The following is a 25,713-nucleotide window of genomic DNA, read 5'->3' as shown; positions in this document are numbered from 1 at the left end:
AATAGTAATATATTACTGTATCACAGCGCGCCGATGGCTGAAGGTTGCGCTCAAGCATGCAGCGGGAGGCTGCATTAAGGGAGGAACAGCGAATGAAACTAACGACCGCAACACTGTTGGCGTTCGCGTCGATGACCATGCTGGCAAGCCCGGCTTTCGCCCAGGACAAGAACGTTACCGTGGTGCTCACCGAGGTTCTCGAAGTGGTCGACCCGTGCATGGCCGCCCGCTCCGACGTGGGTCGTGTGGTGCTGCAGAACGTCTCGGAGACGCTTACGGAGTTCGATCCGGGCACCAGCAAGCTGCTGCCGCGCCTTGCGACCGAATGGGAACAGGTGAACGATACGACCTGGCGTTTCAAACTGCGCCCCGGTGTCAAATTCCATGATAGCTCGACACTCGATCCTGCCGATATCGAATTCTCCTTGAAGCGGAACAAGACCGCGGCGCTGGGCTGCGAGGTCGGCGCGAAATATTTCGGCGCGACCGAGTTCACCACCAAGGCGATCGACGACACGACCGTCGAAGTGACCAGCAACCCGGGATCGCCTATCCTGCCGCTGCTTCTCTCGATCCTGCCGATCCAGCCGAGCGAAGACCCTGTCGACAAATTCACCACCACGCCGAACGGCACCGGCCCTTACAAGTTTGCCGCATGGGATGTCGGCCAGAGTGCCACCCTTGTTCGCAACGACGATTACTGGGGCGAGAAACCCGTCGTCGAGAAGGCGACATATTTGTTCCGCACCGACGCGGCGGTAGCCGCAGCCATGGTGCTTGCCGGCGAAGCCGATATCGCACCGAACATCGCCGTCCAGGACGCAACCAATCCGGAGACGGACCTGAGCTATCCCAACTCGGAAACCTCAACGCTGCGTATCGACGCGACACTACCGCCGATGAACGACAGGCGGGTTCGCGAGGCACTGAATCTCGCCATCGACCGCAATGCGATGATTGGTACCGTCTTTGCGCCCGGGGTGGTCCCGGCGACCCAGCAGGTGCCGCCGACGACCATCGGTTTCAACAAGGATTTGAAACCCTGGCCCTACGACCTTGAAAGGGCAAAGAAGCTTCTTGCGGAAGCAAAAGCCGATGGCGTGCCTGTCGAAACCGAAATTCAGATGGTCGGGCGCATCAACATCTACCCGAATGCGACGGAAGTTATGGAAGGCATTCAGGCAATGCTGCTCGAAGCGGGCTTCAACGCGACGCTGCAGATGTTCGAAGTCGGCGAATGGAACCGGTATTTCGTCAAGCCCTATCCCGAACCGCGCACGCCGAATCTGGTGCAGTGCCAGCACGATAATGCCAAGGGTGATCCTGTTTTCACCGCCTTCGTCAAACATCATACCGAAGGTGCGCATTCGGCGATGTCGGATCCGGAGACGGACAAGCTGATCACGGAAGCAACCGCAGCCAGCGGCGACGAACGCACGGCGCTGTGGGAAAAACTGTTCGCCCATGTCAACGACGAATACATAGCCGACATCCCGCTCTTCTACATGGTGGGTTTCTCGCGCGTCGGACCCCGGCTCGACTTCAAGCCGACAATCGCGACCAACAGCGAACTGCAACTCTCGCAGATACGCTTCAAGGCACAATAAAAGCACACGTGTCCGGACGGGACCGGTTCCCGTCCGGACATGCCAACCTGGAGCCTTATTGTGGGCAGCTTCGTTCTCAAGCGCAGCCTCTACAGCATCATTTCGCTGGTCGGATTGCTGGTGCTTGTCTTTTTCCTCTCGCGCCTGACGGGCGATCCAGCGGCGCTCTACCTGCCGGTCGACGCGCCGGCCAGCGTGCGCGAGGCCTTCCGGGAGGCGCGGGGGTTGAACGATCCGTTGATCGTGCAGTTCGGCGATTTCGTGTGGAATCTGCTGCACTTCGACTTCGGGGAATCGCTGCGCCGCCAGCGCCCGGCATTCGACGTCGTGCTGGAGGCATTCCCGTGGACGCTGTGCCTTGCGGCGATCACCATGTCCCTGGTTCTGCTCGGTGCGGTGGTCCTGGGATCGCTGGCCGCCATGAACGTCGGTAAATCCTTCGATCGCATCTCTTCGGTGATTTCCCTCGCCGCTGCAAGCGCACCCGACTTCTGGGTTGCCCTGATGGCGATCTTCTTATTCGCCGTTGCACTGGGCTGGGTCCCGACCTCTGGAACCGGCACGCCCTGGCACTGGATCCTGCCGGTGGCGGTACTGTTCATTCGTCCCTTCGGCCTGATCCTGCAAGTGGTGCGCGGCTCAATGATCACTGCGCTGTCGTCGGCCTATGTGAAGACGGCGCGCGCCAAGGGTGTACGCCAGCGCGCCATCACCTTCGTGCATGCGCTGCGCAACGCCATGCTGCCAGTGATCACCGTTGCCGGCGACCAGGCCGCCGGCCTGCTGAACGGCGCGGTCGTTGTCGAATCGGTGTTCGGCTTTCCCGGCATCGGCAAGCTGATGATCGATTCCATTCTGCAGCGAGATTTTGCCGTGGTGCTGGCCGCCATCATGATCACCTCACTCGCCATCTTCATCATGAACCTGCTCATCGACCTCGCTTATGCGCTGCTCGATCCGCGTATCCGGTACTAGAACGTGGCCGACACCCAAACTCCGACATTAGCCGAAACGCACAGCCCACCTGGCTGGCTGCGCCTGCTGTGGGCCGACAAGTATGCGACGGTCGCCGCGGTATTCCTGCTGTTTGTCGTGGCAATGGCGATATTTGGACCGTCGCTGTTCGCCGACCTGTCGAGCAAGGTGAATTTTCGCGGGCGCAACCTGGCGCCGTTCCAGTTCGAACATGGCTGGCTGATGATCCTGGGTGCGGACAGCCTCGGCCGGCCGATCCTGGCACGCATCCTGGTCGCCGCGCAGAACACCATGACAATCGCGTTCTTCGCCGTGCTCGCCGCCGGAATCGTCGGCGGCTCGCTCGGATTGATCGCCGGCTACTCGCGCAAACTCGTCTCCGACGTGATCATGCGGCTGGCGGACGTGATCATGAGCTTCCCGTCTCTGCTGCTCGCGGTGATCGTGCTCTACATGCTGAAGCCGGCGCTCGGCAATCTGGTGCTGGTGCTCGCCATCACGCGAATACCGGTCTATCTGCGCACCACGCGCGCCGAGGTGCTCGAGATCCGCGAACGGATGTTCGTGCAGGCAGCGAAGGTGATGGGAGCATCAACCTGGCGCATCACCTTCCTGCATATCCTGCCAATGGTGCTGCCGACGCTGCTGACGATCGCGACACTGGATTTCGCCTTCGTCATGCTGGCGGAAAGCTCCCTGTCCTTCCTCGGCATTGGTATCCAGCCGCCGGAAGTGACCTGGGGCCTGATGGTGGCGCAAGGGCGGCCTTACATGGCCCAGGCCTGGTGGCTGTCCTTCTGGCCGGGCTTGATGATCGTGCTCACAACAATGTCGCTCAACCTTCTGTCCAATTGGTTGAGAACCGTGCTCGACCCTGCCCAGCGCTGGCGCCTTGAGGGCAGCAAGGAGACGGCAAATGTCTGACCATGTGCTGCAAGTCTCCAATCTCTCGGTCGAATTCGACACCGGCGGGCGGCGCGTCAAGGCCGTGCGCGATGTCAGCTTCCACCTCGACCGGGGGGAAACACTGGCCATCCTGGGCGAAAGCGGCTCGGGCAAGTCGGTGTCCGCCTCGGCGGTGATGAACCTGATCGACTGCCCGCCGGGACATATCACTTCGGGCGCGATCACCTACCGCGGCCGCGACTTGCTGAACATGTCCGAAGCCGAGCGGCGCGAGATCAACGGACGCAAGATCGCTATGATCTTCCAGGACCCGCTGGCCCATCTCAATCCGGTCTATCCGGTTGGCTGGCAGATTGCCGAGGCGATGCGCGTGCACGGGATGCCGGCTGACCAAGCCAACCGCCGCGCGGTCGAACTGATGGAGCGGGTCGGCATCAATAATCCGCAGAAGCGCGCAAAAGCCTATCCGCACCAGTTCTCCGGAGGCCAACGGCAACGCCTGATGATTGCAATGGCCCTGGGCTATGATCCCGACGTACTGATCGCCGACGAGCCGACTTCGGCGCTCGACGTGACAGTACAGGCTCAAATTCTGAAACTCCTGCAGCAGTTGCGCGACGAGACCGGCATGGGCCTGCTGATGATCACGCACGACCTTGGTGTCGTGGCCGAGATGGCAGATCGCGTGATCGTGATGAACTCGGGCCAGGTCGTGGAGGCGGGTACGACGCGTGATGTCTTCAAGTCACCGAAGCATCCCTACACGCAGAAGCTTATCGGCGCGGTGCCTGGGCAGGGCGGTATCCGCACCGGAAAGATTGGCGAGGAAGCGCCGATCCTGAAGGTCGAAAAGCTGAACAAGCATTTCGGCGAATACCACGTTCTGCGCGATGTCTCCTTCGACCTGAAGGCAGGTGAGACGGTCGCAGTCGTCGGCGAATCTGGATCGGGCAAATCGACCACCGCGCGCGCCATCCTGCGCCTTGACGATCCCGACAACGGCCAAGTCATCTACAACGGCCGCGACCTGCTCGCGATGAACGAGAAAGAGGTCTTCAAGCTGCGCCGCGATATCCAGATGATTTTTCAGGATCCGACGCAATCGCTCAATCCGCGCATGCCGGTTTACAAGATCATTTCGGAGGCCTGGAGCATCCATCGCGACATTCTGCCGAAGGATAGGTGGCGCGAGCGGGTCCTCGAACTGCTTGACCTTGTCGGACTGAAGCCGGAGCACGCAGACCGCTACCCGCATCAATTCTCCGGTGGGCAACGCCAGCGCATCGCGATCGCCCGGGCGCTTGCGGTCGAGCCGCGCATCATCATCTGCGACGAAGCCGTTTCGGCGCTCGACGTCTCGGTGCAGGCACAGGTCATCAAGCTGCTCGACAGCCTGCGTACCAGGCTTGGAGTCGCCTACATCTTCATTGCCCATGACCTGCCGGTCGTGCGCGATTTTGCCGACCGGGTCGTGGTGATGAAGGATGGGATCATTGTCGAGTCCGGCGACGTCGAGCAGATTTTCGAGCGCCCCGCCCACCCCTATACCCAAGCCTTGCTTGCCGCGAGCCTGGAGCCGGATCCCGACGCCCGGGATGCGTGGCGTGCCGCGCAAGCAACTGTCCAGCCGAGTGTACAATGAGCAAGATCGATATCCTTGTCGTCCAGAACATTCTACCCGAACAGATGGCGGTACTGGATCGAACCTACGCGCTGCATCGCTACGACCAGGTGCAGGATAAAGCCGCGCTGCTTGGCCAAGTGGCTGACAAGGTTCGCGGTGTTGTCACCACCGGCGGCAAAGGGTTTGCGGCGGCCCTCCTGGAACAGCTTCCCAAACTTGAGATCGTCGCTTCGTCCGGGGTGGGTACCGACACAATCGACGTCGCCGCCTGCAAGGCGCGCGGCGTACCGGTGACCAATACGCCCGACGTACTGAACGATGACGTTGCCGACCTCGGTATAGGCCTGATCATTTCGGCACTACGCCAGATGCCAAAGGGACATGAATATGTGCGCTCCGGCGAGTGGGCGAAATACGGCATGATGGGGTTCACCAGCACGCTGACAGGCAAGACGCTGGGGATCGTCGGACTCGGCCGGATCGGCAAGGAATTGGCCCGCCGGGCCGAGGCACTGAAGATGCGCATCGCCTATACCGGACGCAGCCGACAGGCCGTCGACTATGATTTCCACGAGACGGTGAACGAACTGGCCAAGGCATCGGACGTATTGGCGCTGACCTGTCCGGGGGGCGAGGCGACGCGCAACCTGATCGGCCCGAAGGAGCTGGAAGCGCTTGGCTCCAAAAGCTGGCTGGTCAATCTGTCGCGCGGTTCGGTGGTCGACGAGCCGGCACTGATCAAGGCACTGCGCGAAGGCACGATCCGTGGTGCTGCACTCGATGTATATGCCAATGAACCGCACGTCAGCCCGGCGCTCTCCAATCAGCCGAACGTCGTTCTCTACCCGCATCATTCAAGCGGCAGCATCGAGACCCGCACCGCGATGTCGCAACTCGTCGTCGACAATCTGGCCGCGCATTTCGCCGGCAAGCCGCTGCTGACACCCCTGTCCTGATTCAATCATTCAAGAGTACATCATGCCATCCACTCTCCCCAGGACCAAGAAGCCGGAAGATCTGCGCTCGGCCCGCTGGTTCGGCCCTGACGATCTGCGCAGCTTTGGCCATCGCTCCCGCATCATGCAGATGGGTTACGCCCCTGCCGACTGGGCGGGCAAGCCGATCATCGCGATTGTCAACACCTGGTCGGACCTCAATCCGTGCCACGCGCATTTCAAGCATCGGGTCGACGATGTTAAGCGAGGCGTTCTGCAGGCCGGAGGCTTCCCCGTCGAGATGCCTGCGGTGACGTTGTCGGAAAGCTTCATGAAGCCGACGACCATGCTCTACCGCAACCTGCTTGCGATGGAGGTCGAGGAGCAGCTTCGCTCGCATCCCATCGACGGCGCCGTGCTGATGGGCGGCTGCGACAAGACCACGCCGGCATTGATCATGGGCGGACTCAGCGCAGGACTGCCGATGATCTACTTACCGGCTGGTCCGATGCTGCGTGGCAACTATGCCGGCAAGCAGCTAGGGTCCGGTTCGGACGCTTGGAAATACTGGGACGAACGCCGCGCAGGAAACATCACCGACGCGCAATGGCTCGGCCTTGAGACCGGCATCGCCCGCTCTTACGGCCACTGCATGACCATGGGCACGGCGTCAACGATGACGGCGATCGCCGATTCGATGGGGCTCACCATTCCCGGCGCGTCGTCGATCCCGGCGCCGGATGTCAACCACATCCGCATGTCCGCAGAATGCGGCCGCCGCATCGTCGATATGGTCTGGGAAGAATTGACGCCTGAGAAAATCGTGACGCCGGCGAGCGTGCGCAACGCCGGTACGGTGGCGATGGCCACTGGCTGCTCCACTAACGCGGTCGTGCATATGCTCGCCATGGCGCAGCGCGCGCGCGTCGATTTCACGCTGGACGACCTCGACGCACTGGGCCGCACGACGCCGCTGATCGCCAACATCCGGCCATCGGGCAAGGACTATCTCATGGAGGATTTCTTCTACGCGGGCGGTTTGCTGGGCCTGATGCGCCAGCTCGGCGACAAACTCGACCTGTCGGCGATGACCGTCGCCGGTATCACGCTTGGCGAGGCGATCGAAGGCGCGCCCGTCTACAACGATGACGTCATCCGAACGCTGGACAATCCGGTCTATCACGAGGGTTCGTTGGCTGTCCTGCGCGGCAATCTCGCTCCCGACGGCGCCGTGATAAAGCCTGCCGCATGTGATCCGCGCTTTCACGTGCACACAGGCCCGGCGCTTGTGTTCGACAGCTACCCTGAAATGAAAAAAGCAATCGACGACGAGAACCTCGACGTGACACCGGACCATGTGATGTTGCTGCGCAACGCCGGCCCGCTGGGCGGGCCGGGCATGCCGGAATGGGGCATGCTGCCGATGCCGAAGAAACTGGTGCAGCAGGGCCACCGCGACATGTTGCGTATTTCAGATGCCCGCATGAGCGGCACCAGCTATGGCGCCTGTGTTCTGCACGTCTCGCCGGAATCGCATATCGGCGGACCGTTGGCGCTGCTTAAAACTGGCGACATGGTGTCGATCAACCTGCCGGAACGGCGCATCGACATGCTGGTAAGCGAAGAGGAGATCGCCGCCCGCCGTGCCGCCTGGATCCGGCCACCGGACAAATTCGAGCGCGGTTATGGCTGGATGTTCGGCAAGCATGTGAGCCAGGCCGACAAAGGCTGCGATTTCGACTACCTCGCCCCCACCTTCGGCAAGACCGCCGGCGAACCAGATATATTCTGATCGGAGTAGATGATGTCCACGGAACTCGATCCGCGAACGCGGGAGAAATTGTCGCGCGTCAGCGTGGCCACGCTATCCACCGCGTTGTTCAAGCGCGGCTTGCGAAACCAGACGATTCAGGACGTGCATCCTGTCGGCAGGAAGGGCCGCAACATGGTGGGCCCGGCCTTCACGTTGCGCTACATCCCGGCGCGCGAGGATTTGAACGGCATCGAGGTGTTCAAGAACCCCGAGCACCCGCAGCGTACAGCGATCGAAGCCTGCCCGCCCGGCGCGGTGCTAGTGATCGACAGCCGCAAGAACCCGCGCGCCGCATCCGCCGGCTCCATCCTGATCACCCGTCTGATGGTCCGCGGCGCGGCCGGCGTTGTAACCGATGGCGGGTTCCGCGACAGCCCCGAGATCGCCGCGCTGGATATGCCTGCCTACCATAACCGGCCGGCGGCGCCGACCAACCTGACGCTGCACCAGGCACTCGACCACAACGTCCCGATCGGCTGCGGCGATGTGGCCGTCTGGCCTGGCGACGTGATGGTCGGTGACGACGAGGCCGTCATCGTCGTTCCCGCCGGCATTGCCGACGAGATCGCCGATGAGGCTGTGGAGATGACGGCCTTCGAGGACTTCGTCACCGAGCAGGTTGTCGCCGGCAAGACGATCATTGGGCTCTATCCCGCAACCAATCCGCAAACCCTGACGGATTTCACCGCCTGGCGCGCAAGAAACGGACGCTGAGAAAATGCTTTCCCCACAAGAACTCAAGACCCGGATCGGATCCGGCCTACTCTCCTTTCCCGTCACGTCGTTCGACAGCGAGGACCGTTTCGACCCGAAGGCCTACAAGGCGCATATCGAGTGGCTTTCAAGCTACCCGGCGGCGGGGTTGTTCGCCGCTGGCGGGACCGGTGAACTCTTTTCGCTGCGGCCACGGGAAGTCGTCGACGCCGTAAAAGCTGCGAAAGCCGTGTCGGGCGACGTGCCGATCCTCTCGGGCTGCGGCTATGGCACCGCCATTGCGGTCGATCTGGCGAAGGAAGCGGAGGCCGCCGGCGCCGACGGATTGCTGCTTTTGCCGCACTACCTCACCGAAGCGCCGATGGCCGGTGTTTATGCACATGCCAAGGCGGTATGTCAGTCGGTCAAGATGGGTGTCATCTTCTACAACCGCGCCAATTCGCGGCTCGACGCGGACATGCTCGCCAAGCTTGCCGACGAGTGCCCGAACCTCATCGGCTTCAAGGATGGCACCGGCGACATCAACACGGTGCGCCGGATCGTCTCTACCCTCGGCGACCGGCTGACCTATGTCGGAGGCATGCCGACGCATGAACTGTTCGCGGAAGCCTACAACGCAGCGGGTGTCACCACCTACTCCTCCGCCGTGTTCAATTTCGTACCCGATCTTGCCCTTGCGTTTTTCAACGCCATGCGCAAGGGCGATCGCGCAACGATGGAACGGCTGCTCAAGGATTTCTTCTATCCGTTCATGGATATACGCGACCGTGTGCCGGGTTATGCCGTGTCGGCGATCAAGGCCGGTGTCCGATTGCGCGGTTTTGCGGCAGGCAAGGTGCGCACGCCCCTGATGGATCTGAAGCCCGATGAGGAAGCGATGCTTGCCGATCTCGTAAAACGGCAGGGCTAGGCGAGGAAATAGTGCGGATATGCAGCCCTCATCTGGTCAACGGCGCGGAGTGTATCGCTGAGATGGGTTCTGACGGTTTCTCTTGCACGCTGCGGATCGCCGGCCCTGACTGCGGCGATCCAGGCCGTATGTTCGGCGATGACGCGTTCAGCCTTGCCCGGATAGATGTTGATCGAGCGCATGCGATCGACATTGCCGCTGCGGGCTTGGACGATGTCCCAGAGTTCGCCCTGGCCGACGGCCTCGAACAGCAAGGCATGGAACTGCTGGTCAGACGGGCGGATTGCTCGGGCGTCATTGGTGTGGAGCCAGTTGGCACGCATTTCTTCGATGGTCTCCTCTGCCGGCCGGAGATCATAACGGGACGGGTTGGACGCCAGCGTATGGGCGACTTCGCATTCGAGCGCGATGCGCAGGAACTGCGATCGGTGAGCCTGTTCGACGTCGATGAGCGACACCAAAGTTCCGGACTGCGGATACACGTCGATCAGTCCTTGTTGCTCGAGCTGCAGCAAGGCTTCGCGGATCGGGGTCTGGCTGACGCCGAAGCGTTCGGCGAGCGCCGCGCGCGAAAGCGCGGTGCCGGGTTCGAGGTGCAGCGAGATGATGTCGGCGCGCAGCAAGCTGACGATCTGGCCGACGACGGGCTGCCTCCTGTCGAGGCGGTCCACCTTGAGATTTTCTCGTGTCAGCATATTGCTCCCTGTTCCGGCCACCAGGCCGTGCTAGAAAAACTAATATATTAGAACATAGAAGGAGGCGATAGTGGTCGCTCAGACATCAGCAAAACTTCACCAGAATTTTGTCGGCGGTGAATGGATCGGCAGTGATGGGGCCGAAAACATAAATCCGTCGAATACCGCGGAGGTCGTGGGCATCTACGCTCGCGCCACCGCCGACGAAACGAGACAAGCCATTGCCGCAGCAAAGGCTGCCTTTCCGGCCTGGTCGCGCAGCGGCATACTCGAGCGCCACGCCATCCTGCGCAAAACGGCGGACGAAATCCTCGAGCGCAAGACGGAACTTGGCGAATTGCTGAGCCGGGAAGAGGGCAAGACACTCGCTGAGGGAATCGGCGAGGTGACGCGCGCCGCGCAGATTTTCGATTTCTTCGCCGGCGAAGTGTTGCGGCTGGCGGGCGAGGTACTGCCGAGCACGCGGCCAGGCGTCGGCGTCGAGATCACCCGTGAACCGGTTGGCGTTGTCGGCATCATCACGCCATGGAATTTTCCGATCGCCATACCGAGTTGGAAGATCGCTCCGGCGCTGGCCTACGGCAATACCGTCGTCATCAAGCCGGCGGACTTGGTGCCTGGCTGCACCTGGGCGGTCGTTGACATCCTGCAGCGGGCCGGCCTGCCCAAGGGCGTCCTCAATCTGGTCATGGGCCGCGGATCTGTCGTCGGGCAACAGATGCTCGACAGCAAGGACATCAATGCTATCACCTTCACCGGCTCGGTCGGCACGGGAAAGCAGGTTGCGCTTGCCTCTGTCGAAGTCGGGCGCAAGTTCCAACTGGAGATGGGTGGCAAGAACCCCACCGTCGTGCTGGATGACGCGGATCTGGGCATTGCGGTGGAGACCGTCGCACAGTCGGCATTCTTCTCGACCGGCCAGCGCTGCACTGCCTCCTCGCGCGTGATCGTCACTGAGGCAATCCACGACAGATTTGTGGCCGCCCTGGCGGAGCGGACGCAAAAGCTCCGGGTCGGTGATGCGCTCGCCAAGGATACCGAGATCGGGCCCGTCGTGAATGCAAGCCAGCTGAAACAGGACACCGATTATATCGAAATCGGCAAAAAGGAAGGCGCCAGACTGGTGGCCGGTGGTGAACTGCTGAAGCGGGATACGGAAGGTTTCTACCTGCAGCCAACGCTTTTCACCGAGGCAACCAACGATATGCGCATCAGCCGGGAGGAAATCTTCGGGCCCGTCGCATCCATCATTCGGGTGAAAGACTACGAAGAGGCTCTGGCGACCGCCAACGATACCGAATTCGGCCTTTCGGCCGGCATCGTTACCACCTCACTGAAATATGCAACGCATTTCAAGCGTAATGCGGAAGCCGGCATGGTCATGGTCAATGTGCCGACCGCCGGCGTCGACTTTCACGTGCCGTTCGGCGGCCGCAAGGGATCGAGCTACGGCTCACGCGAGCAGGGCAAATATGCCGCCGAATTCTTCACCATCGTCAAAACAGCCTACACAGCGGCGGGTTAGGGCGGCGGACCGGCAGTGGCGCAAGCCGCCTGATCGCGCCGATGCGCATCTTTGAAGAGGCACGCGCAGATGAACCGGGGGGACCAGCACACAGCCGTGTTGGTCCTGCAAGGACTCGATTGTGGGCTGACCTCGCCGCCTTCCGCCTGGCTTCCGACGGATCAGCAGACCCATCAGAAGCCAGTTTCACGCAAACGACTATCGGAGTTGAACTTGGCCCGGATACCTGAAACCACTCTGTATCGGTCGCTTGCCGATCTCTTTACGGCCGCCGGAATGGAGGCCGACAAAGCCTCCGTCGTCGCCGAAGTGCTGATCGAGGCCGACAAGATCGGGCATACGACCCATGGCACCGGGCTGGCCGCCAGCTATATCGATGCCTTGAAATCAGGCGAGATGCTCGGTGCCGGCAACGTGAAGGTTGTCGCCGACAGGGGCGCTTGCATCACTTGGGACGGCAACAAGCTGCCTGGTCCATGGCTGGTGCGTGAAGCCCTCGATCTGGCATGCGAACGGGTCAAGATGCATGGCGTCGTGACCGTCGCGATCGGGCGCAGCCACCACACCGGAGCGCTCGGTGCCTACATGAAACGCATCACGGACAAAAACTTGATCGCACAGATAAGTTGCTCGACGGCGTCGGCGGCGCGGATGGCGCCATTCGGCGGAACGACGCCGGTCCTGACGCCCAATCCGATGGCGATCGCGTTTCCGACAGCCACGGATCCGATCGTGATTGACGTAAGCGCGTCGATTACGACGACGACGATGACCCGCCAATTGGCCGATGCGAACAAACGCTACCCGGAAAAGTGGGGCCTGACCGCGAAGGGCGAGCCAACCGACGATCCGCAGGAGGTCGTCTCGCGCGGCGGCACGCTGATGCCGCTGGGCGGCTCAGACAAGGGCTACAAGGGATTTGGCCTGGCGCTTGGAGTGGATATTCTGAGCCAGGGACTGTCGGGAGTGGGCCGCGCCGACAAGCAGTCGCCCATGACGTTATCCGTCTTCATCCAGGTGATCGATCCCGCGGCATTCGCAGGCCCGGAGGAGTTCATTCGCCAGTCCACGCACACGGCTGAACTATGCCGTGACAATCCGCCCGCGCCGGGTGTGAAGGGCGTGCGCGTTCCGGGAGACAGCGCGGCGAACCTTCGCCGCCGAGCCGAGGCCGACGGCGTCGTCGTCGACGACGCCGTGATCGCCGAACTCAGCAAGCGGGCGAGCGCACTCAATGTGAACTGGCTGTAGTGCCGATGGGTTTCAGCCAGCGGCGGATGTTGACCGGCGCTTTGCTGATGCTGGTTGCCTCGGTCGCCGCTGTCTTCGACGCTGTCGTGGTCAAGCTGATCGCCGGTGAGGTTCATCCGTTCGAGATTGTTTTCTTCCGCAATCTCTTCAGCATGCTTGCCTTGATGCTGATTTTGCGTGGTGGCGAATGGAGCCTCAGCGGAAATGGGCTGTGGGGCTACCATATTGCGCGCGCATGGCTGAAGCTCTTCGCTCTCGCGGCAGCCTTTTTCGCTGTAGCGCAATTGCCGCTTGCCACCGCGACAGCCATCGCATTCACCACGCCCATCTTCACGGTGCTCGGCTCGATCCTGCTTCTCAGGGAGCCCGCGAAGATCGCCCGGCTGGTCGGTCTTGTGCTGGGCTTTCTCGGTGTGGTCGTCGTCGTGCGGCCAACTTCGATGGCACTGGGCATCGGCGCCGTGCTGGCTCTTGCTTCGGCGGTTGCCCTCTCCGCGGTGATGCTCCTGCTGAAGGTTTCGTCCAGCCGCGACCAAGGCAAGCGGGTCGTGTGGCTGAATCTGGTGATCATCGTTCCGACGGCGTTGGCCCTCTGCCTGCCCTTCTGGTCGTGGCCCAGTTTGCCTGCTCTCGGTCTTATGGCCTTGCAGGGCATTGGCGGCTTGCTGGCGCAGCTTTCCGTCACCAAGGCGCTGCGGCTGGCAGACGCATCGTCGCTGGTTGTTGTCGACTTCGTGCGACTGCCATTGTCGCTGATGCTTGGCATGATGTTGTTTGCCGAGCCTATCGATTCCGGCACATTGCTGGGCGGCGGGCTAATCCTGGTTGCGCTTCTGTTGCTGTTGCGCGAGGCTCGCCGCGAGCCTCTGTAGGGTCATTATGACCCTGTCCGCGCAACTCGGATATGCGCATCAACCTCTATCCAGAACCAAATCGCCCAGGAATTCGCTCTGGGCGCTTCTTGCTTCCATCTTGATGAAATCGGTAAGCGCCTGGATACGAGGGGCAGTGGCCAGATCCTGGTGGCATACGCACCAATAATCGCGCTCGAGAAAGACCTCGCGCGCCATCACCGGCACCAGGTCGGGATAGGGAGATGCGATGAAATTGGGCAGTACGCACAGGCCGATACCACTCAATGTCGCGTGAAGCTGTGCGTGAATGCTCGAACTCTGATATGAGGCGCGCAGGCCGGGCATAATCTCCCGATGATAGTCCAGGCCCGGGGTGAAGATCATATCCTCGATGTAGCCGATAAGACGATGCGCGAGCAGATCCTCGCGCCTTTCGATCGGCGGATGGCTTTCGAGATAGGCACGAGAGCCATAGATGAAGAGCCGGTAGGTGGTGATCTTCTCATAGTGGTAGAAATCTGTTCGCGGCGAAGTCAGCGTGATTGACATGTCCGCTTCGCGCCTCGAGAGCGACACGATCTGCTGGATCGTCACGAGTTCGATTGCCAGGTTTGCGTGCGAGCGCGCGAAGCGTGGGAGCCGGTCAGCCAGGAAGAAATTTCCAAATCCTTCAAGCGTGCTAAGGCGCACGACACCAGCCACCTGAGAGGCACCGCTCGACGCTTCGGAGCGGAAGTTGGTGGCTTCCCGCTCGATCGATTCGGCCGATTCGACAAGCCGCTCACCAATCGCAGTAAGCATATAGCCGCGCGGGTTGCGCTCGAACAGCCGCGTCGCCAAGGCCTGCTCGAGCCGGTCAATCCGACGCGAGACGGTGGCGTGATTGGTGCGCAACTGGCGTGCCGCGGCAGACAACTGGCCGTTGCGCGCTACAGCGAGGAAGAACTGGAGGTCGTCCCAGGTAAAGCGGCGCATCATCCTGTGCATTTTTGTACGCGACTTGTACAAAAATAACCGTTCTCTCGATCCTGCGTCAATGTTACGGTCTATTGGTGTGCATATTTGTGCGCGGCGCGTCCGTGTCACTATGCGCTATGGAAGCGTTTCGCGGAGGAGCGGCCGCTACCTGAAAGCAATCGGGTTCAGTCGGCTATTCGAGCCGTCGCAGGCAGCCGTCGACATTTCGCCCGGCAGGTTGCCGACAAGGGAGGAAATTACCAGTGAGGCTATCGTACCTCTTATCTGCTGCCTGTCTGGCCGCTACCGCGATCCCCGTTCACGCCGCAGAGATTTCGGACGGCAAGGTCAAAATCGGCATCCTGAACGATCAGTCGGGTGTCTATGCCGATTTCGGTGGCAAATGGTCTTTCGAGGCGGCCAAGATGGCCGTCGAGGATTTCGGCGGCACAGTGCAGGGCGCGCCGATTGAAGTCATCAGTGCCGACCACCAGAACAAACCGGATATCGCCTCCAACATTGCCCGCCAGTGGTACGACACCGAGCAGGTCGATTCGATCATGGAATTGACCACTTCGTCGGTGGCGCTGGCCGTGCAGGGCATCTCGGCCGAGAAGAAGAAAATCGACATCGTCACCGGTGCGGCCTCCAGCGATCTCACCGGCAAGGCGTGCTCGCCCTACGGCTTCCATTGGGCCTATGACACCCATGCGCTGGCAGTCGGCACCGGCGGTGCGCTGGTCAAGCAGGGCGGTGACAGCTGGTTCTTCCTGACCGCCGACTATGCCTTCGGCTATTCGCTGGAGGAGCAGACGTCAAACTTCGTGAAGTCGCAGGGCGGCACGGTCGTCGGCGCGGTGCGACACCCGCTCGCCACGACGGACTATTCCTCCTTCCTGCTGCAGGCGCAGTCGTCGGGTGCCAAGGTCGTCGGCTTCGCCAATGCTGGCCTCGACACGGCCAACTCGATCAAGCAGGCGGCCGAATTCGGCCTCGTCGCCGGCGGCCAACGCCTCGCGGCGCTGCTGTTCACGCTCGCCGAAGTCCATGGCCTCGGCCTCGAGGCGGCGCAGGGCCTGACGCTGACCGAAGGCTTCTACTGGGACCGTGACGACCAGTCGCGCGAATGGGCGAAGAAGTTCATGGAGCGCACCGGCCGCATGCCCAACATGATCCAGGCGGGCACTTATTCGGCGGTCACGCAATATCTGAAGGCGATCGACAAGGCTGGCACCGACGAGACCGAAGCGGTCGCCAAGAACCTCCACGAAATGCCGGTCGAGGACGTGTTCGCCCGCGGGGGCAAGGTCGGGGCGAACGGGCGTATGATCTATGACATGTACCTGATGGAGGTGAAGAAGCCGTCGGAAAGCACCCAGCCCTGGGACTACTACAAGGTGCTGGCCACTATTCCGGGCGACGAAGCCTACATCAAGCCAGCGGAAAGCGGCTGCCCGCTGGTCGCCAAGTGACGGCATCGCCGGCCGCTGCAACGGCGCCGGTCGCCAGTGAAGGAGAGGCGCGGGCGGTTCTATCCGCCCGTGGCCTCGGTCGTGATTTTGCGGGTTTCGTCGCGGTCAACAATGTCGACCTCGACGTGCATGACGGCAAGATCCACGCGCTGATAGGCCCGAACGGCGCCGGCAAGACCACCGTCTTCAACCTTTTGACCAAATTCCTGACGCCGACCGCAGGCACGATCGAACTGCTCGGCCAGGACATCACTCGCCTGCCGCCGGCCAAGGTGGCGCGCATGGGGCTTGTCCGATCGTTCCAAATTTCGGCGACCTTCCCGCATCTGACCGTTCTCGACAATGTCCGCGTCGCGCTGCAACGACCGGGCGGTCTTGCCGTCCAGTTCTGGCGCTCGCTCTCTTCCCTCGACGCCTTGACGCCCCGCGCCGAGGAACTGCTGCACCAGGTCGGTCTCGACGATGCACGCGACCGGCTGGCCGGCGACCTTTCCTACGGGCGCAAGCGCGTGCTCGAGATCGCCACCACACTGGCACTTGATCCGAAGGTTCTGCTGCTCGACGAGCCAATGGCCGGCATGGGCCACGAGGATGTCGGTACGGTGTCCGAGATCATCCGCACGGTCGCGAAGGACCGTGCGGTGCTGATGGTCGAGCATAATCTCACCGTGGTCGCCGACCTCTGCGACTGGATCACTGTCATGCAGCGCGGCGAGATCCTTGCCGCTGGCGACTACGACACGGTCAGCCGCGATGAGCGCGTCAGGATCGCGTACATGGGGACGGAACATGAATAGCGCCGCCCCGCTTCTTTCGGTCCGGGGCCTCAACGCCTGGTATGGTGAGAGCCACGCGCTGCACGGCGTCGACCTCGACGTTTTTCCGAGCGAGACAGTGACGCTGCTTGGCCGCAACGGCGTCGGCAAGACCACTACCCTGCGCGCCATCATGGGTCTCATCCGCAAGCGCACCGGCAGGATCGACTTCGACGGCAAGGATCTGATGCGCCTGCCTCTGCATCGCACCGCGCATGCCGGCATCGGTTTCGTGCCGGAGGAGCGCGGCATCTTCGCCACGCTGACCGTCGACGAGAACCTCATCCTGCCGCCCGTCGTGGCCCCCGGCGGCATGAGCGTCGAGGAGATCTTCGACCTCTTTCCCAATCTGAAGGAGCGGCGCAACAGTCCTGGCACGAAACTCTCCGGCGGTGAGCAGCAGATGCTGGCGATCGCCCGCATCCTGCGCACCGGCGTCAAGGTTCTGCTGCTCGACGAGCCCACCGAGGGGCTGGCGCCGGTCATCGTGCAGCGCATCGGCGAACTTCTGGCGGCGCTGAAGAAACGCGGCATGACGGTCCTGCTGGTCGAGCAGAACTTCCGATTCGCCAGCCGCGTCGCCGACCGTTTTTATCTGATGGAGCACGGCAAGGTCATGGCCGAATTCCCGGTCGGCGAACTCAACGAGCGCATGACGCTGCTGCACGATGTTTTGGGTGTATGATCCGACATGACAATGATCTTCGGCATCCCGATACAGGCGTTCCTCGGCCAGTTGCTGGTCGGCCTCATAAACGGATCGTTCTACGCGCTTTTGAGCTTGGGGCTGGCCATCATCTTCGGCCTCCTGCGCGTCATCAATTTCGCCCATGGCGCGCAATACATGCTGGGGGCCTTCGCCGGCTATCTGCTGCTCGCCCATCTCGGCATCGGCTACTGGCCGGCGCTGATCCTCGCGCCGCTCATCGTCGGCGTCACCGGCATCATCATCGAGCGCCTGGCGCTGTCGCGCCTCTACGACATTGATCCGCTCTACGGGCTCTTGTTCACCTTCGGCCTCGCCTTGGTCCTGGAGGGGGTCTTCCGCTACTATTTCGGCGTCTCGGGCAATCCTTACCCGGTGCCGCCACTCTTGGCTGGTGGCACGAATCTCGGCTTTATGTTCCTGCCGATCTATCGCGGCTGGGTCGTTGTCGCCTCCCTCGTCATCTGCATCGGCGTCTGGCTGGCGATCGAGAAGACCAAGTTCGGCTCCTATCTGCGCGCGGCGACCGAGAATCCGAGCCTTGTCCAGGCCTTCGGCGTCAACGTCCCGCTGCTCCTGACGCTTACCTATGGCCTCGGCGCCGCACTTGCCGGCCTGGCCGGCATCCTCGCCGCGCCGGTCTACCAGGTCAGCCCGCTGATGGGGTCGAATCTCATCATCGTCGTCTTCGCCGTCGTCGTGGTCGGCGGCATGGGCTCGATCCTCGGCGCCATCGTCACCGGCTATATGCTCGGTCTCGCCGAGGGCCTTACCAAGGTGTTCTACCCGGAGGCTTCCAACATCGTCATCTTCGTCATCATGGCCATCGTGCTTCTTGTCCGCCCCGCCGGCCTGTTCGGGAAGGATGCCTGATATGACCGACCTGACGCTTCGTGAGGCGCGCGGCAAATCTTCCAGTCGGCTCGAATGGATGCTGGTGGCGCTGGGCATCCTGGCGCTCGTCGCCGCGCCTTTCTTCGTCTATCCGATCTTCCTGATGAAGATGCTGTGCTTCGCGCTTTTCGCCTGCGCCTTCAATCTGTTGCTCGGCTACACCGGCCTGTTGTCGTTCGGTCATGCCGCCTTCTTCGGCGGCGCCGCCTACTTCACCGCGCATTCGATCAAGGTGTGGGGCTGGCCGCCCGAGGCCGGTATCCTGCTCGGCGTCGCAGGTGCTGCGCTGCTCGGCCTCGTCATCGGCTTCTTCGCCATCCGCCGGCAGGGCATCTATTTCGCCATGATCACGCTGGCGCTATCGCAGATGTTCTTTTTCTTCTGCGTCCAGGCCGAGTTCACCGAGGGCGAGGACGGCATCCAGGGCGTGCCGCGCGGCTTCCTCTTTGGCCTCATCGACCTGCATGTGCCACTCAACATCTACTATGTGGTGCTGGCGGTGTTCCTCATTGGCGTCTTCGCCATCTGGCGCATTGTCAACTCGCCGTTCGGCATGATCCTGCGCTCAATCCGCGAGAACGAGAACCGCGCCACCTCGCTCGGCTACTCGGTCGCCAACTACAAGCTCGCCGCCTTCGTCATGTCGGCGGCGCTGGCGGGGCTGGCCGGTTCGGTCAAGGCGATCGTCTTTCAGTTCGCGACGCTTACCGACGTCGCCTGGCAGATGTCGGGGGAGGTCATCCTGATGACGCTTCTGGGCGGCATCGGCACCATGGTCGGTCCGATCGTCGGCGCCGGCCTCGTCGTCGCGCTGCAGAACATGCTCGCCACCTCCGATTTCCCGGTCACCATAGCCACCGGACTGATCTTCATGGTCTGTGTTCTCGTCTTCCGCCGCGGCATCGTCGGAGAGATTTACGCGCGGGTTTTCCATCCGGCGGGCAGTTCGAAGGACTGACATGCTCGCCGAGGTGGATTATGTCATTGTCGGCGCCGGCACGGCGGGTTGCGCCCTGGCGAATAGGCTTTCCCGTGATCCTAATGTGACGGTTCTGCTACTGGAAGCCGGTGGGCGGGACAACTATCTCTGGATCCAGATTCCGGTCGGTTACCTCTACTGCATCTCCAATCCACGCACCGATTGGTGCTTCACCACCGATAGGGAAGCCGGCCTGAATGGCCGTTCGCTTGCCTATCCGCGCGGCAAGGTGCTCGGCGGCTGCTCGTCGATCAATGGCATGATATACATGCGCGGCCAGGCAAGGGACTACGACCTCTGGAGACAGATGGGTTGCGTCGGCTGGGGCTGGGACGACGTGCTCCCCTACTTTCGCAAGTCCGAGGACTATTTCGCGGGTACCGATGAGATGCACGGGGCCGGCGGCGAATGGCGTGTTGAGGAAATGCGCGTACATTGGGATATTCTCGACGCATTTCAGGCCGCCGCCGAGGCCGTCGGTATTCCCCGCACCGCAGACTTCAACCGCGGTGACAACGAAGGGTCCTCTTATTTCAAGGTAAATCAGCGCGGCGGGGTGCGGGTCAACGGCGCCAAGGCCTTCCTCCGTCCTGTGGCCGGGCGCAGCAATCTGATTGTGGAAACCAACGCGCATGTCCACAGGCTACTGATCGAGGATCGGATTGCGCGTGGCGTTGAATTCACCAGAGACGGGGTGCAGCAAACAGTGCGGGTGCGCCGCGAGGTTGTCCTTTCCGCTGGCGCTGTCGGCTCCCCTCATCTTCTCGAGCTTTCCGGCATCGGCCCGGGCGCGATCCTGCAGAAGGCCGGCATCCCGGTCGTACTCGAGCGGAACCAGGTGGGTGAAAACCTGCAGGATCATCTGCAACTGAGACTGGCCTACAAGGTGTCGGGCATCCGCACGCTCAACGAGCAGGCCAGCCGTTTGGCTGGCAAGATGGCGATCGGGCTTGAGTATCTGCTGAAGCGGTCGGGACCTATGGCCATGGCGCCGAGCCAGTTAGGCCTCTTCACCCGTTCCTCGGCGGCCTATGAGACGCCGAATCTACAATACCATGTGCAGCCGCTCAGCCTGGAAAAATTCGGCGATGCGGTTCACCCGTTTCCTGCCTTTACAGCCAGCGTGTGTAACTTGCGGCCGGAAAGCCGGGGTTCGATTCACGCGGTTTCCAGCGACTTCCGCAAACAGCCGGCAATCAGGCCGAACTATCTGGCGTCCGAGACTGACCGGATCGTCGCCACCGACTCAATAAGATTGACCCGTCGTATCGTCAGTCAGGCCCCTCTGGCACCCTATGCTCCACAGGAATTCAAGCCTGGACCGGACTATCAGACCGAGCAGGATCTCGTGCGCGCTGCTGGCGAGATCGGAACGACCATATTCCATCCCGTCGGAACCTGCCGTATGGGTGCCGACCCGGATTCGGTCGTCGACGAAAGGCTCAATGTGCGGGGAATAGCGCGGCTGCGGATCGCCGACGCCTCTATCATGCCCTCGATCGTCTCCGGCAATACCAATTCGCCAACCCTGATGATCGCGGAAAAGGCAGCCGACTTCATTCTGTCCGGATAGCGTCCGCAAACGCCGCTTTCGCAGCGCAGCGGGGACATTTTTGAACGGTTTCGCTGCATTGGTCAGGCAGCGAAAATGCAGCCAGACCAATGATCACGGTGCAAACGTCCCGTTTGCGGCCAATCACGGCTTGAAGGAACCAATCCTCAGGCACCAACACCCTGCGTTGCGTCGGGAAGCCAGTTCGCCGCAAGGAAATCAGCTATTGCCGTTGCCACCAGATCGGGGGTCTGCAGCGGCATGAAATGCCCGGACTCCAGCACGTTCATCTCGGCGCCGCGAATGAGACGCGCTGTTTCAGCAACCCCTTCCGGGTTACGCACCGCGTCATGGCGACCGGCAAGGACAAGGGTGGGACATGCGATGCGCGCCAGTTCTTCGGTAAGGTCGAGCTCGGCGAGCATTCGCCCCAATGCTGCGGACGAGAAAGGATTGGCTGCGAGGCGGCGACGGCGAATCTCTTCGAACCGCTCAATGTCGCGCCGCAGGACGTTCGGATAAGTTTTTGCGAGTTGTTCGTCGACGCTGGGACGCGAACCCTCCGATTCCAGTTGCGCCGCCCGTGCGTGCGCGCCGGCGCGGCGTTCAGGCGGCAGGCCGACTGATGGCGCCATGGCGACAAGGGCGGCAGTTCGGTCCGCATGGTGTGCCGCGAAGTGGATCGCCACTGCCGCGCCAACCGCGCAGCCGATGACGGCACATGGCATGTCGATGGCCAGTGCGTCGAGGAGCGCCGCTATGTCCCCGCTCAGATCGGCGATCGCAATGCCGCCCGGCTTCCATTCCGAAAGCCCGCAGCCGCGCATGTCGAACCGCAGGACAGCGAAGTCGTCCTGTAAATGCTCGACAAGGAAATCCCAGCTCTCGAGTGTCCCTCCCATTTCATGCACGAGCAGCAGGGTGCGGCGGCCGGTGCCGTCTTTCCGGTAGCGCAAGATCGTATCGTTGATTTCGATCCAAGGCATTCGACTTCCCTTCCATCATCAACCGGGTGCCATGCCGATGGACGGTCAGCCGTGTGACCAACATCGCCCGTAGAGCACGCTCCGCTTTTTCCCAGCAAGCGTCATGCCGTATACATCAGAATACATTCAATGGATCGACCCCAACATAGATGCGACGAGGCCATTCAAGAGGCCAAATAACGTTTCTTTGCATCAGGAATGGCATCGATACTCCCATTTTTATGAAGATAAGCAGAAAGTATACAATATCAAACTTCACACATGTTTTTCACAGACTTAAGTCTACTTCATTATACCTTATATGTATACTCGATCAATTCTCGGAAATGTGCACGTATTAACGTGTCGAAACTTGTAGTAATGGCCGCAGATAGAGCGGTATCATGGCTCGCATTAAAGCCACGGAAGGGGTTTTATGTAGACGAAAACTGGAGAAAGTGTATTGTTTTTTTATGCAGCCTGTGATGTCCTGATGTTTAGCGATCGGCTGGCTCTGGTTCTAGGGCATGCTGCGTGTGAAGAAATCAACATCCGGCGATACGGTCGGGGGGCTTGCCGGGGAGGGCAGATATTGGTCCGAGTCGCCATTCTGGATGACTATCAGAATGTCGCGCGGAGGTTGGCGGACTGGAATTCGCTATCCGGTTGCGAGGTTGCCGCATTCAGCGATCATCTGGCCGATGAAACCAGCCTCGTCGCCCGGCTCGGCGATTTCGACATCATCGTTGCGATGCGCGAGCGGACCCCTTTCCCGGCATCGTTGCTGAAACGTCTTCCGAGCCTGCGGTTGCTGGTGACGACCGGCTCGCGTAACAGCGCGATCGACCTGCAGGCCGCTCGGGCACAGGGCATCGTGGTGTGCGGGACCGGGGGGCTGGGGTATCCAACGTCGGAACTCACCTGGGCGCTGATCATGGCGCACATGCGCCAGGTCGCGACCGAAGACCGCGCAATCCGCGAGGGTCGCTGGCAGACGACGCTCGGGCGCGGTCTCAAGGGCAAGACGATCGGCATCATCGGCTTGGGCAGGAAAGGAACCGAGGTGGCAGGTTATGCCAAGGCCTTCGGCATGGACATCATCGCCTGGAGCCCGAACCTGACCGACGAACGGTCACGTGCCGTGGGGGCGAGGCGGGTTGCACTTCCTGATCTGCTTGGCCAATCCGATATCGTCACCATCCACATAGTGCTGAGCGAGACGACGAGAGGACTGATCGGCGAGAAAGAACTGGCTTCCATGAAGCCGAGTGCGATCATCGTTAATACGTCGCGTGGACCGATTATCAAGCAGGACGCACTGGTCGACGCCCTCGAAAAGGGCGTGATTGCAGGCGCTGCCCTCGACGTCTTCGACGACGAACCGCTGAGCGATGTTCACCCACTGGTCAAGGCGCCCAACACGTTGCTCACCCCGCACGTCGGATACGCTACCGAGGAGGGCTATCGCGTGTTCTTCGAGGACGCCGTCGAGGACATCGCCGCCTTCCTGCGGCACTCACCCATACGCGTGCTTGTCGCTGAATGAGATTGCTAGCCCATCCATCAATTGGAGCTGAGTGAATGCAGGTGAATGGAAAGGACGTGGCTGCCGGCCTGATCTTTATCGCGATCGGTACGGCTTTTTGCGTGATTGCTTGGACCACGCTGACAATGGGAACGTCGTCGCGCATGGGACCGGGGTATTTTCCATTCATCGCGGGGATTCTCGTGGTGGTGCTCGGACTTTTCATCATCATCAGCGGCTTCGGTCACGAGACGACGCCTTTCGGATCGGTGCCGTGGCGTGGCGCAATTCTGATCAGCCTCGCTCCCATTGTCTTCGGCATATGCATTCGCGGCCTGGGGCTCGGTCCGACAATTGCACTGGCATCGATGATCACGTGCTTCGCCAGCTACAAGGTCGGGTTCGTTCAAGCCCTGGCCATCACCGCCGTACTGACCGTCTTCTGCCTCGGCGTCTTCCACTACGGTCTGGGGCTGCCGATTCAGGTTTTCGGACCCTGGCTCCACGTCTAGAGGGCACATCATGGAACTTTTCTCGGATCTATTGCTTGGCCTGCAGACTTCGCTTCAGCCCATCAACATCTTCTACTGCTTCATCGGCGCACTGCTGGGTACGTTCATCGGCGTGCTGCCCGGCATTGGCCCCAGTGCCACCATCGCGATGCTGCTGCCGATCACATTTTCGCTGTCACCGGATTCGGCGCTCATCATGCTTGCCGGCATCTACTATGGCGCGCAATATGGCGGGTCGACGACGGCTATCCTGATCAATCTGCCGGGCGAATCCGCTGCGGCGGTCACGGCGATAGACGGATACCAGATGGCTCGGCAAGGTCGTGGCGGGCCAGCCTTGGCGATCGCAGCGCTCGGTTCGTTCTTCGCCGGCACGGTGGCAACGTTCGTCATCGCGCTGTTCGCGCCGCCACTGACCGAGATGGCGCTAAAGTTCGGGCCAGCGGAATATTTCTCTCTGATCGTGCTGGGTCTCATCTCGTCGGTCGCACTGGCGCATGGCTCAATTCTCAAAGCCCTGGCGATGGTGGGCGTCGGTCTGTTGCTAGGCAGCATCGGCACGGACATCTACACGGGGTCGATGCGCTTCACACTCGGCTTGCCCGAACTGGCGGATGGGGTGAATTTCGTCTCCATCGCCGTCGGCGTGTTCGGTGTCTCAGAGATTCTGCGTAACCTCGAGGACGAACGAACGCGCGAGATGGTGATCCAGAAAATCACCAGTCTGATGCCCTCCAGGCAGGATATTCGCGACTCCGTCGGGCCTGTCCTGAGGGGCACGGCTGTCGGGTCGTTCCTCGGAATCCTGCCTGGCGGCGGAGCCACACTGTCGTCGTTCGCCTCTTACACGATTGAACGCAAAATCTCGAAGACGCCGCACAAGTTCGGAAAAGGCGCCATCCAGGGCGTTGCCGGGCCGGAAGCCGCCAACAATGCTGGCGCCCAGACGTCGTTCATTCCGATGCTGTCGTTGGGCATTCCTTCCAACGCGGTCATGGCGCTTATGGTCGGCGCGATGATCCTGCAGGGGATCGTCCCGGGGCCTAACGTGGCGACCCAACGGCCGGAACTTTTCTGGGGGCTTATCACGTCGATGTGGGTCGGCAATCTCATGCTGGTCCTGCTCAACTTGCCGCTGGTAGGCCTATGGGTGCGGCTGCTCAGGATCCCGTACTACATGCTCTTTCCGGCGATCATCACCTTTTCGGCGATCGGCATCTATTCAGTGAACAGCAACGCACTGGACCTCTATTCAATCTCGATCTTCGGCATTCTCGGCTACCTGCTGATCAAGCTCGGCTGCGAGCCAGCACCTCTCCTCCTCGGCTTCATCCTTGGCCCGATGTTCGAGGAACAATTGCGCCGCGCGATGATCCTGTCGCACGGTGATCCAAGTGTCTTCGTGACACGGCCGATCAGCGGCGTTCTGCTGCTGCTGGCGGTAGTCGTACTCGGGCTCATCGTGATGCCGGCCATCAAGAAAAAGCGCGAGGAAGTCTTCGTCGAGGACGAGTGATCCTCCCTTAT

Annotated in this window: 23 protein-coding genes; 20 read left to right on the top strand and 3 right to left on the bottom strand. The window is 61.4% G+C overall.

Annotated elements, in window-relative coordinates; genetic code table 11:
• The first annotated feature begins 92 nt into the window (after positions 1–92).
• Genes OHD58_RS22845 through kdgD form a run of 8 tightly spaced genes read left to right on the top strand, consistent with a single transcriptional unit; the run spans position 93 to position 9,484 of the window.
• A complete protein-coding gene (locus OHD58_RS22845; RefSeq protein ID WP_263805826.1) occupies positions 93–1,607 on the top strand; it encodes an ABC transporter substrate-binding protein in 1,515 nt (504 codons plus the stop codon).
• A 60-nt stretch (positions 1,608–1,667) separates the two neighbouring features.
• Positions 1,668–2,582, top strand: a complete 915-nt coding sequence (locus OHD58_RS22840; protein WP_263805825.1) for an ABC transporter permease — start codon at positions 1,668–1,670, stop codon at positions 2,580–2,582.
• 3 nt (positions 2,583–2,585) lie between these two features.
• Entirely contained in the window at positions 2,586–3,506 is a 921-nt protein-coding gene (locus tag OHD58_RS22835; RefSeq protein ID WP_263805824.1) for an ABC transporter permease, read from the top strand.
• Positions 3,499–5,130 (top strand): ABC transporter ATP-binding protein, encoded by a 1,632-nt coding sequence (locus OHD58_RS22830; RefSeq protein ID WP_263805823.1) that lies wholly within the window; start codon positions 3,499–3,501, stop codon positions 5,128–5,130. Before OHD58_RS22835 ends, OHD58_RS22830 begins: the two co-directional genes overlap by 8 nt.
• Positions 5,127–6,068, top strand: coding sequence for a 2-hydroxyacid dehydrogenase (locus OHD58_RS22825; RefSeq protein WP_263805821.1), 942 nt, complete (start codon positions 5,127–5,129; stop codon positions 6,066–6,068). The genes OHD58_RS22830 and OHD58_RS22825 overlap by 4 nt, the downstream gene beginning before the upstream one ends.
• A 22-nt stretch (positions 6,069–6,090) precedes the next feature.
• Positions 6,091–7,839 (top strand): L-arabinonate dehydratase, encoded by a 1,749-nt coding sequence (araD, locus tag OHD58_RS22820; protein WP_263805819.1) that lies wholly within the window; start codon positions 6,091–6,093, stop codon positions 7,837–7,839.
• 9 nt (positions 7,840–7,848) lie between these two features.
• Entirely contained in the window at positions 7,849–8,574 is a 726-nt protein-coding gene (locus tag OHD58_RS22815; protein WP_412177278.1) for a ribonuclease activity regulator RraA, read from the top strand.
• 4 nt (positions 8,575–8,578) lie between these two features.
• Positions 8,579–9,484 (top strand): 5-dehydro-4-deoxyglucarate dehydratase, encoded by a 906-nt coding sequence (gene kdgD / locus OHD58_RS22810; RefSeq protein ID WP_263805817.1) that lies wholly within the window; start codon positions 8,579–8,581, stop codon positions 9,482–9,484.
• On the opposite strand, the gene OHD58_RS22805 is transcribed toward kdgD, so the two are convergent.
• The gene (locus OHD58_RS22805; RefSeq protein WP_263805816.1) at positions 9,481–10,179 is read right to left on the bottom strand and encodes a GntR family transcriptional regulator; all 699 of its coding nucleotides are present in this window, start codon (positions 10,177–10,179) and stop codon (positions 9,481–9,483) included. The two genes, kdgD and OHD58_RS22805, sit on opposite strands and share 4 nt — an antisense overlap.
• A gap of 70 nt (positions 10,180–10,249) precedes the next feature.
• Between OHD58_RS22805 and OHD58_RS22800 the strand changes: the two genes are divergently transcribed.
• The 3 genes from OHD58_RS22800 (at position 10,250) to OHD58_RS22790 (ending at position 13,827) form a co-directional block, all read left to right on the top strand.
• Positions 10,250–11,704 (top strand): aldehyde dehydrogenase family protein, encoded by a 1,455-nt coding sequence (locus tag OHD58_RS22800; RefSeq protein ID WP_263805814.1) that lies wholly within the window; start codon positions 10,250–10,252, stop codon positions 11,702–11,704.
• Positions 11,705–11,911: 207 nt separating this feature from the next.
• Positions 11,912–12,955, top strand: coding sequence for an Ldh family oxidoreductase (locus OHD58_RS22795; RefSeq protein WP_412177277.1), 1,044 nt, complete (start codon positions 11,912–11,914; stop codon positions 12,953–12,955).
• 5 nt (positions 12,956–12,960) lie between these two features.
• Entirely contained in the window at positions 12,961–13,827 is an 867-nt protein-coding gene (locus OHD58_RS22790; RefSeq protein WP_263805812.1) for an EamA family transporter, read from the top strand.
• Positions 13,828–13,866: 39 nt separating this feature from the next.
• Here the strand turns inward: OHD58_RS22790 and OHD58_RS22785 are convergent, their stop codons facing one another.
• Positions 13,867–14,784 carry a LysR family transcriptional regulator gene (locus OHD58_RS22785; RefSeq protein ID WP_263805873.1) on the bottom strand — a complete coding sequence of 306 codons (918 nt, stop codon included), beginning with the start codon at positions 14,782–14,784 and terminating at the stop codon, positions 13,867–13,869.
• Between the two features lie 245 nt (positions 14,785–15,029).
• Between OHD58_RS22785 and OHD58_RS22780 the strand changes: the two genes are divergently transcribed.
• From OHD58_RS22780 to OHD58_RS22755, 6 genes are read left to right on the top strand one after another with little or no spacing between them, the layout of a single operon-like run.
• Positions 15,030–16,238: an ABC transporter substrate-binding protein gene (locus OHD58_RS22780; protein ID WP_263805811.1), complete on the top strand. Its 1,209-nt coding sequence runs from the start codon at positions 15,030–15,032 to the stop codon at positions 16,236–16,238.
• Positions 16,235–17,035 (top strand): ABC transporter ATP-binding protein, encoded by an 801-nt coding sequence (locus OHD58_RS22775; protein WP_263805810.1) that lies wholly within the window; start codon positions 16,235–16,237, stop codon positions 17,033–17,035. Before OHD58_RS22780 ends, OHD58_RS22775 begins: the two co-directional genes overlap by 4 nt.
• Positions 17,028–17,738 carry an ABC transporter ATP-binding protein gene (locus OHD58_RS22770; RefSeq protein WP_263805808.1) on the top strand — a complete coding sequence of 237 codons (711 nt, stop codon included), beginning with the start codon at positions 17,028–17,030 and terminating at the stop codon, positions 17,736–17,738. The genes OHD58_RS22775 and OHD58_RS22770 overlap by 8 nt, the downstream gene beginning before the upstream one ends.
• Positions 17,739–17,744: 6 nt before the next feature.
• Positions 17,745–18,632, top strand: a complete 888-nt coding sequence (locus OHD58_RS22765) for a branched-chain amino acid ABC transporter permease (protein WP_263805806.1) — start codon at positions 17,745–17,747, stop codon at positions 18,630–18,632.
• Complete coding sequence (locus OHD58_RS22760; protein WP_263805805.1) at positions 18,625–19,611, top strand: branched-chain amino acid ABC transporter permease; 987 nt, start codon at positions 18,625–18,627, stop codon at positions 19,609–19,611. Before OHD58_RS22765 ends, OHD58_RS22760 begins: the two co-directional genes overlap by 8 nt.
• A 1-nt stretch (position 19,612) precedes the next feature.
• Positions 19,613–21,205 carry a GMC family oxidoreductase gene (locus OHD58_RS22755; protein ID WP_263805804.1) on the top strand — a complete coding sequence of 531 codons (1,593 nt, stop codon included), beginning with the start codon at positions 19,613–19,615 and terminating at the stop codon, positions 21,203–21,205.
• 146 nt (positions 21,206–21,351) lie between these two features.
• On the opposite strand, the gene OHD58_RS22750 is transcribed toward OHD58_RS22755, so the two are convergent.
• Positions 21,352–22,170, bottom strand: coding sequence for an alpha/beta fold hydrolase (locus OHD58_RS22750; protein ID WP_263805803.1), 819 nt, complete (start codon positions 22,168–22,170; stop codon positions 21,352–21,354).
• 571 nt (positions 22,171–22,741) lie between these two features.
• Between OHD58_RS22750 and OHD58_RS22745 the strand changes: the two genes are divergently transcribed.
• The 3 genes from OHD58_RS22745 to OHD58_RS22735 are packed head-to-tail and all read left to right on the top strand — an operon-like array spanning position 22,742 to position 25,702.
• Positions 22,742–23,695 carry a D-2-hydroxyacid dehydrogenase family protein gene (locus tag OHD58_RS22745; RefSeq protein WP_263805802.1) on the top strand — a complete coding sequence of 318 codons (954 nt, stop codon included), beginning with the start codon at positions 22,742–22,744 and terminating at the stop codon, positions 23,693–23,695.
• A 56-nt stretch (positions 23,696–23,751) separates the two neighbouring features.
• Entirely contained in the window at positions 23,752–24,186 is a 435-nt protein-coding gene (locus tag OHD58_RS22740; RefSeq protein WP_263805800.1) for a tripartite tricarboxylate transporter TctB family protein, read from the top strand.
• A 10-nt stretch (positions 24,187–24,196) separates the two neighbouring features.
• Positions 24,197–25,702, top strand: a complete 1,506-nt coding sequence (locus OHD58_RS22735) for a tripartite tricarboxylate transporter permease (protein WP_263805799.1) — start codon at positions 24,197–24,199, stop codon at positions 25,700–25,702.
• Positions 25,703–25,713: the final 11 nt, after the last annotated feature.

Origin of the sequence: Mesorhizobium sp. ZC-5 (assembly GCF_025753855.1) — a bacterium.
Lineage (GTDB): Bacteria > Pseudomonadota > Alphaproteobacteria > Rhizobiales > Rhizobiaceae > Neomesorhizobium.
Note: the sequence above shows the minus strand (reverse complement) of the source record. Positions and strands in the feature narration are given on the sequence as shown.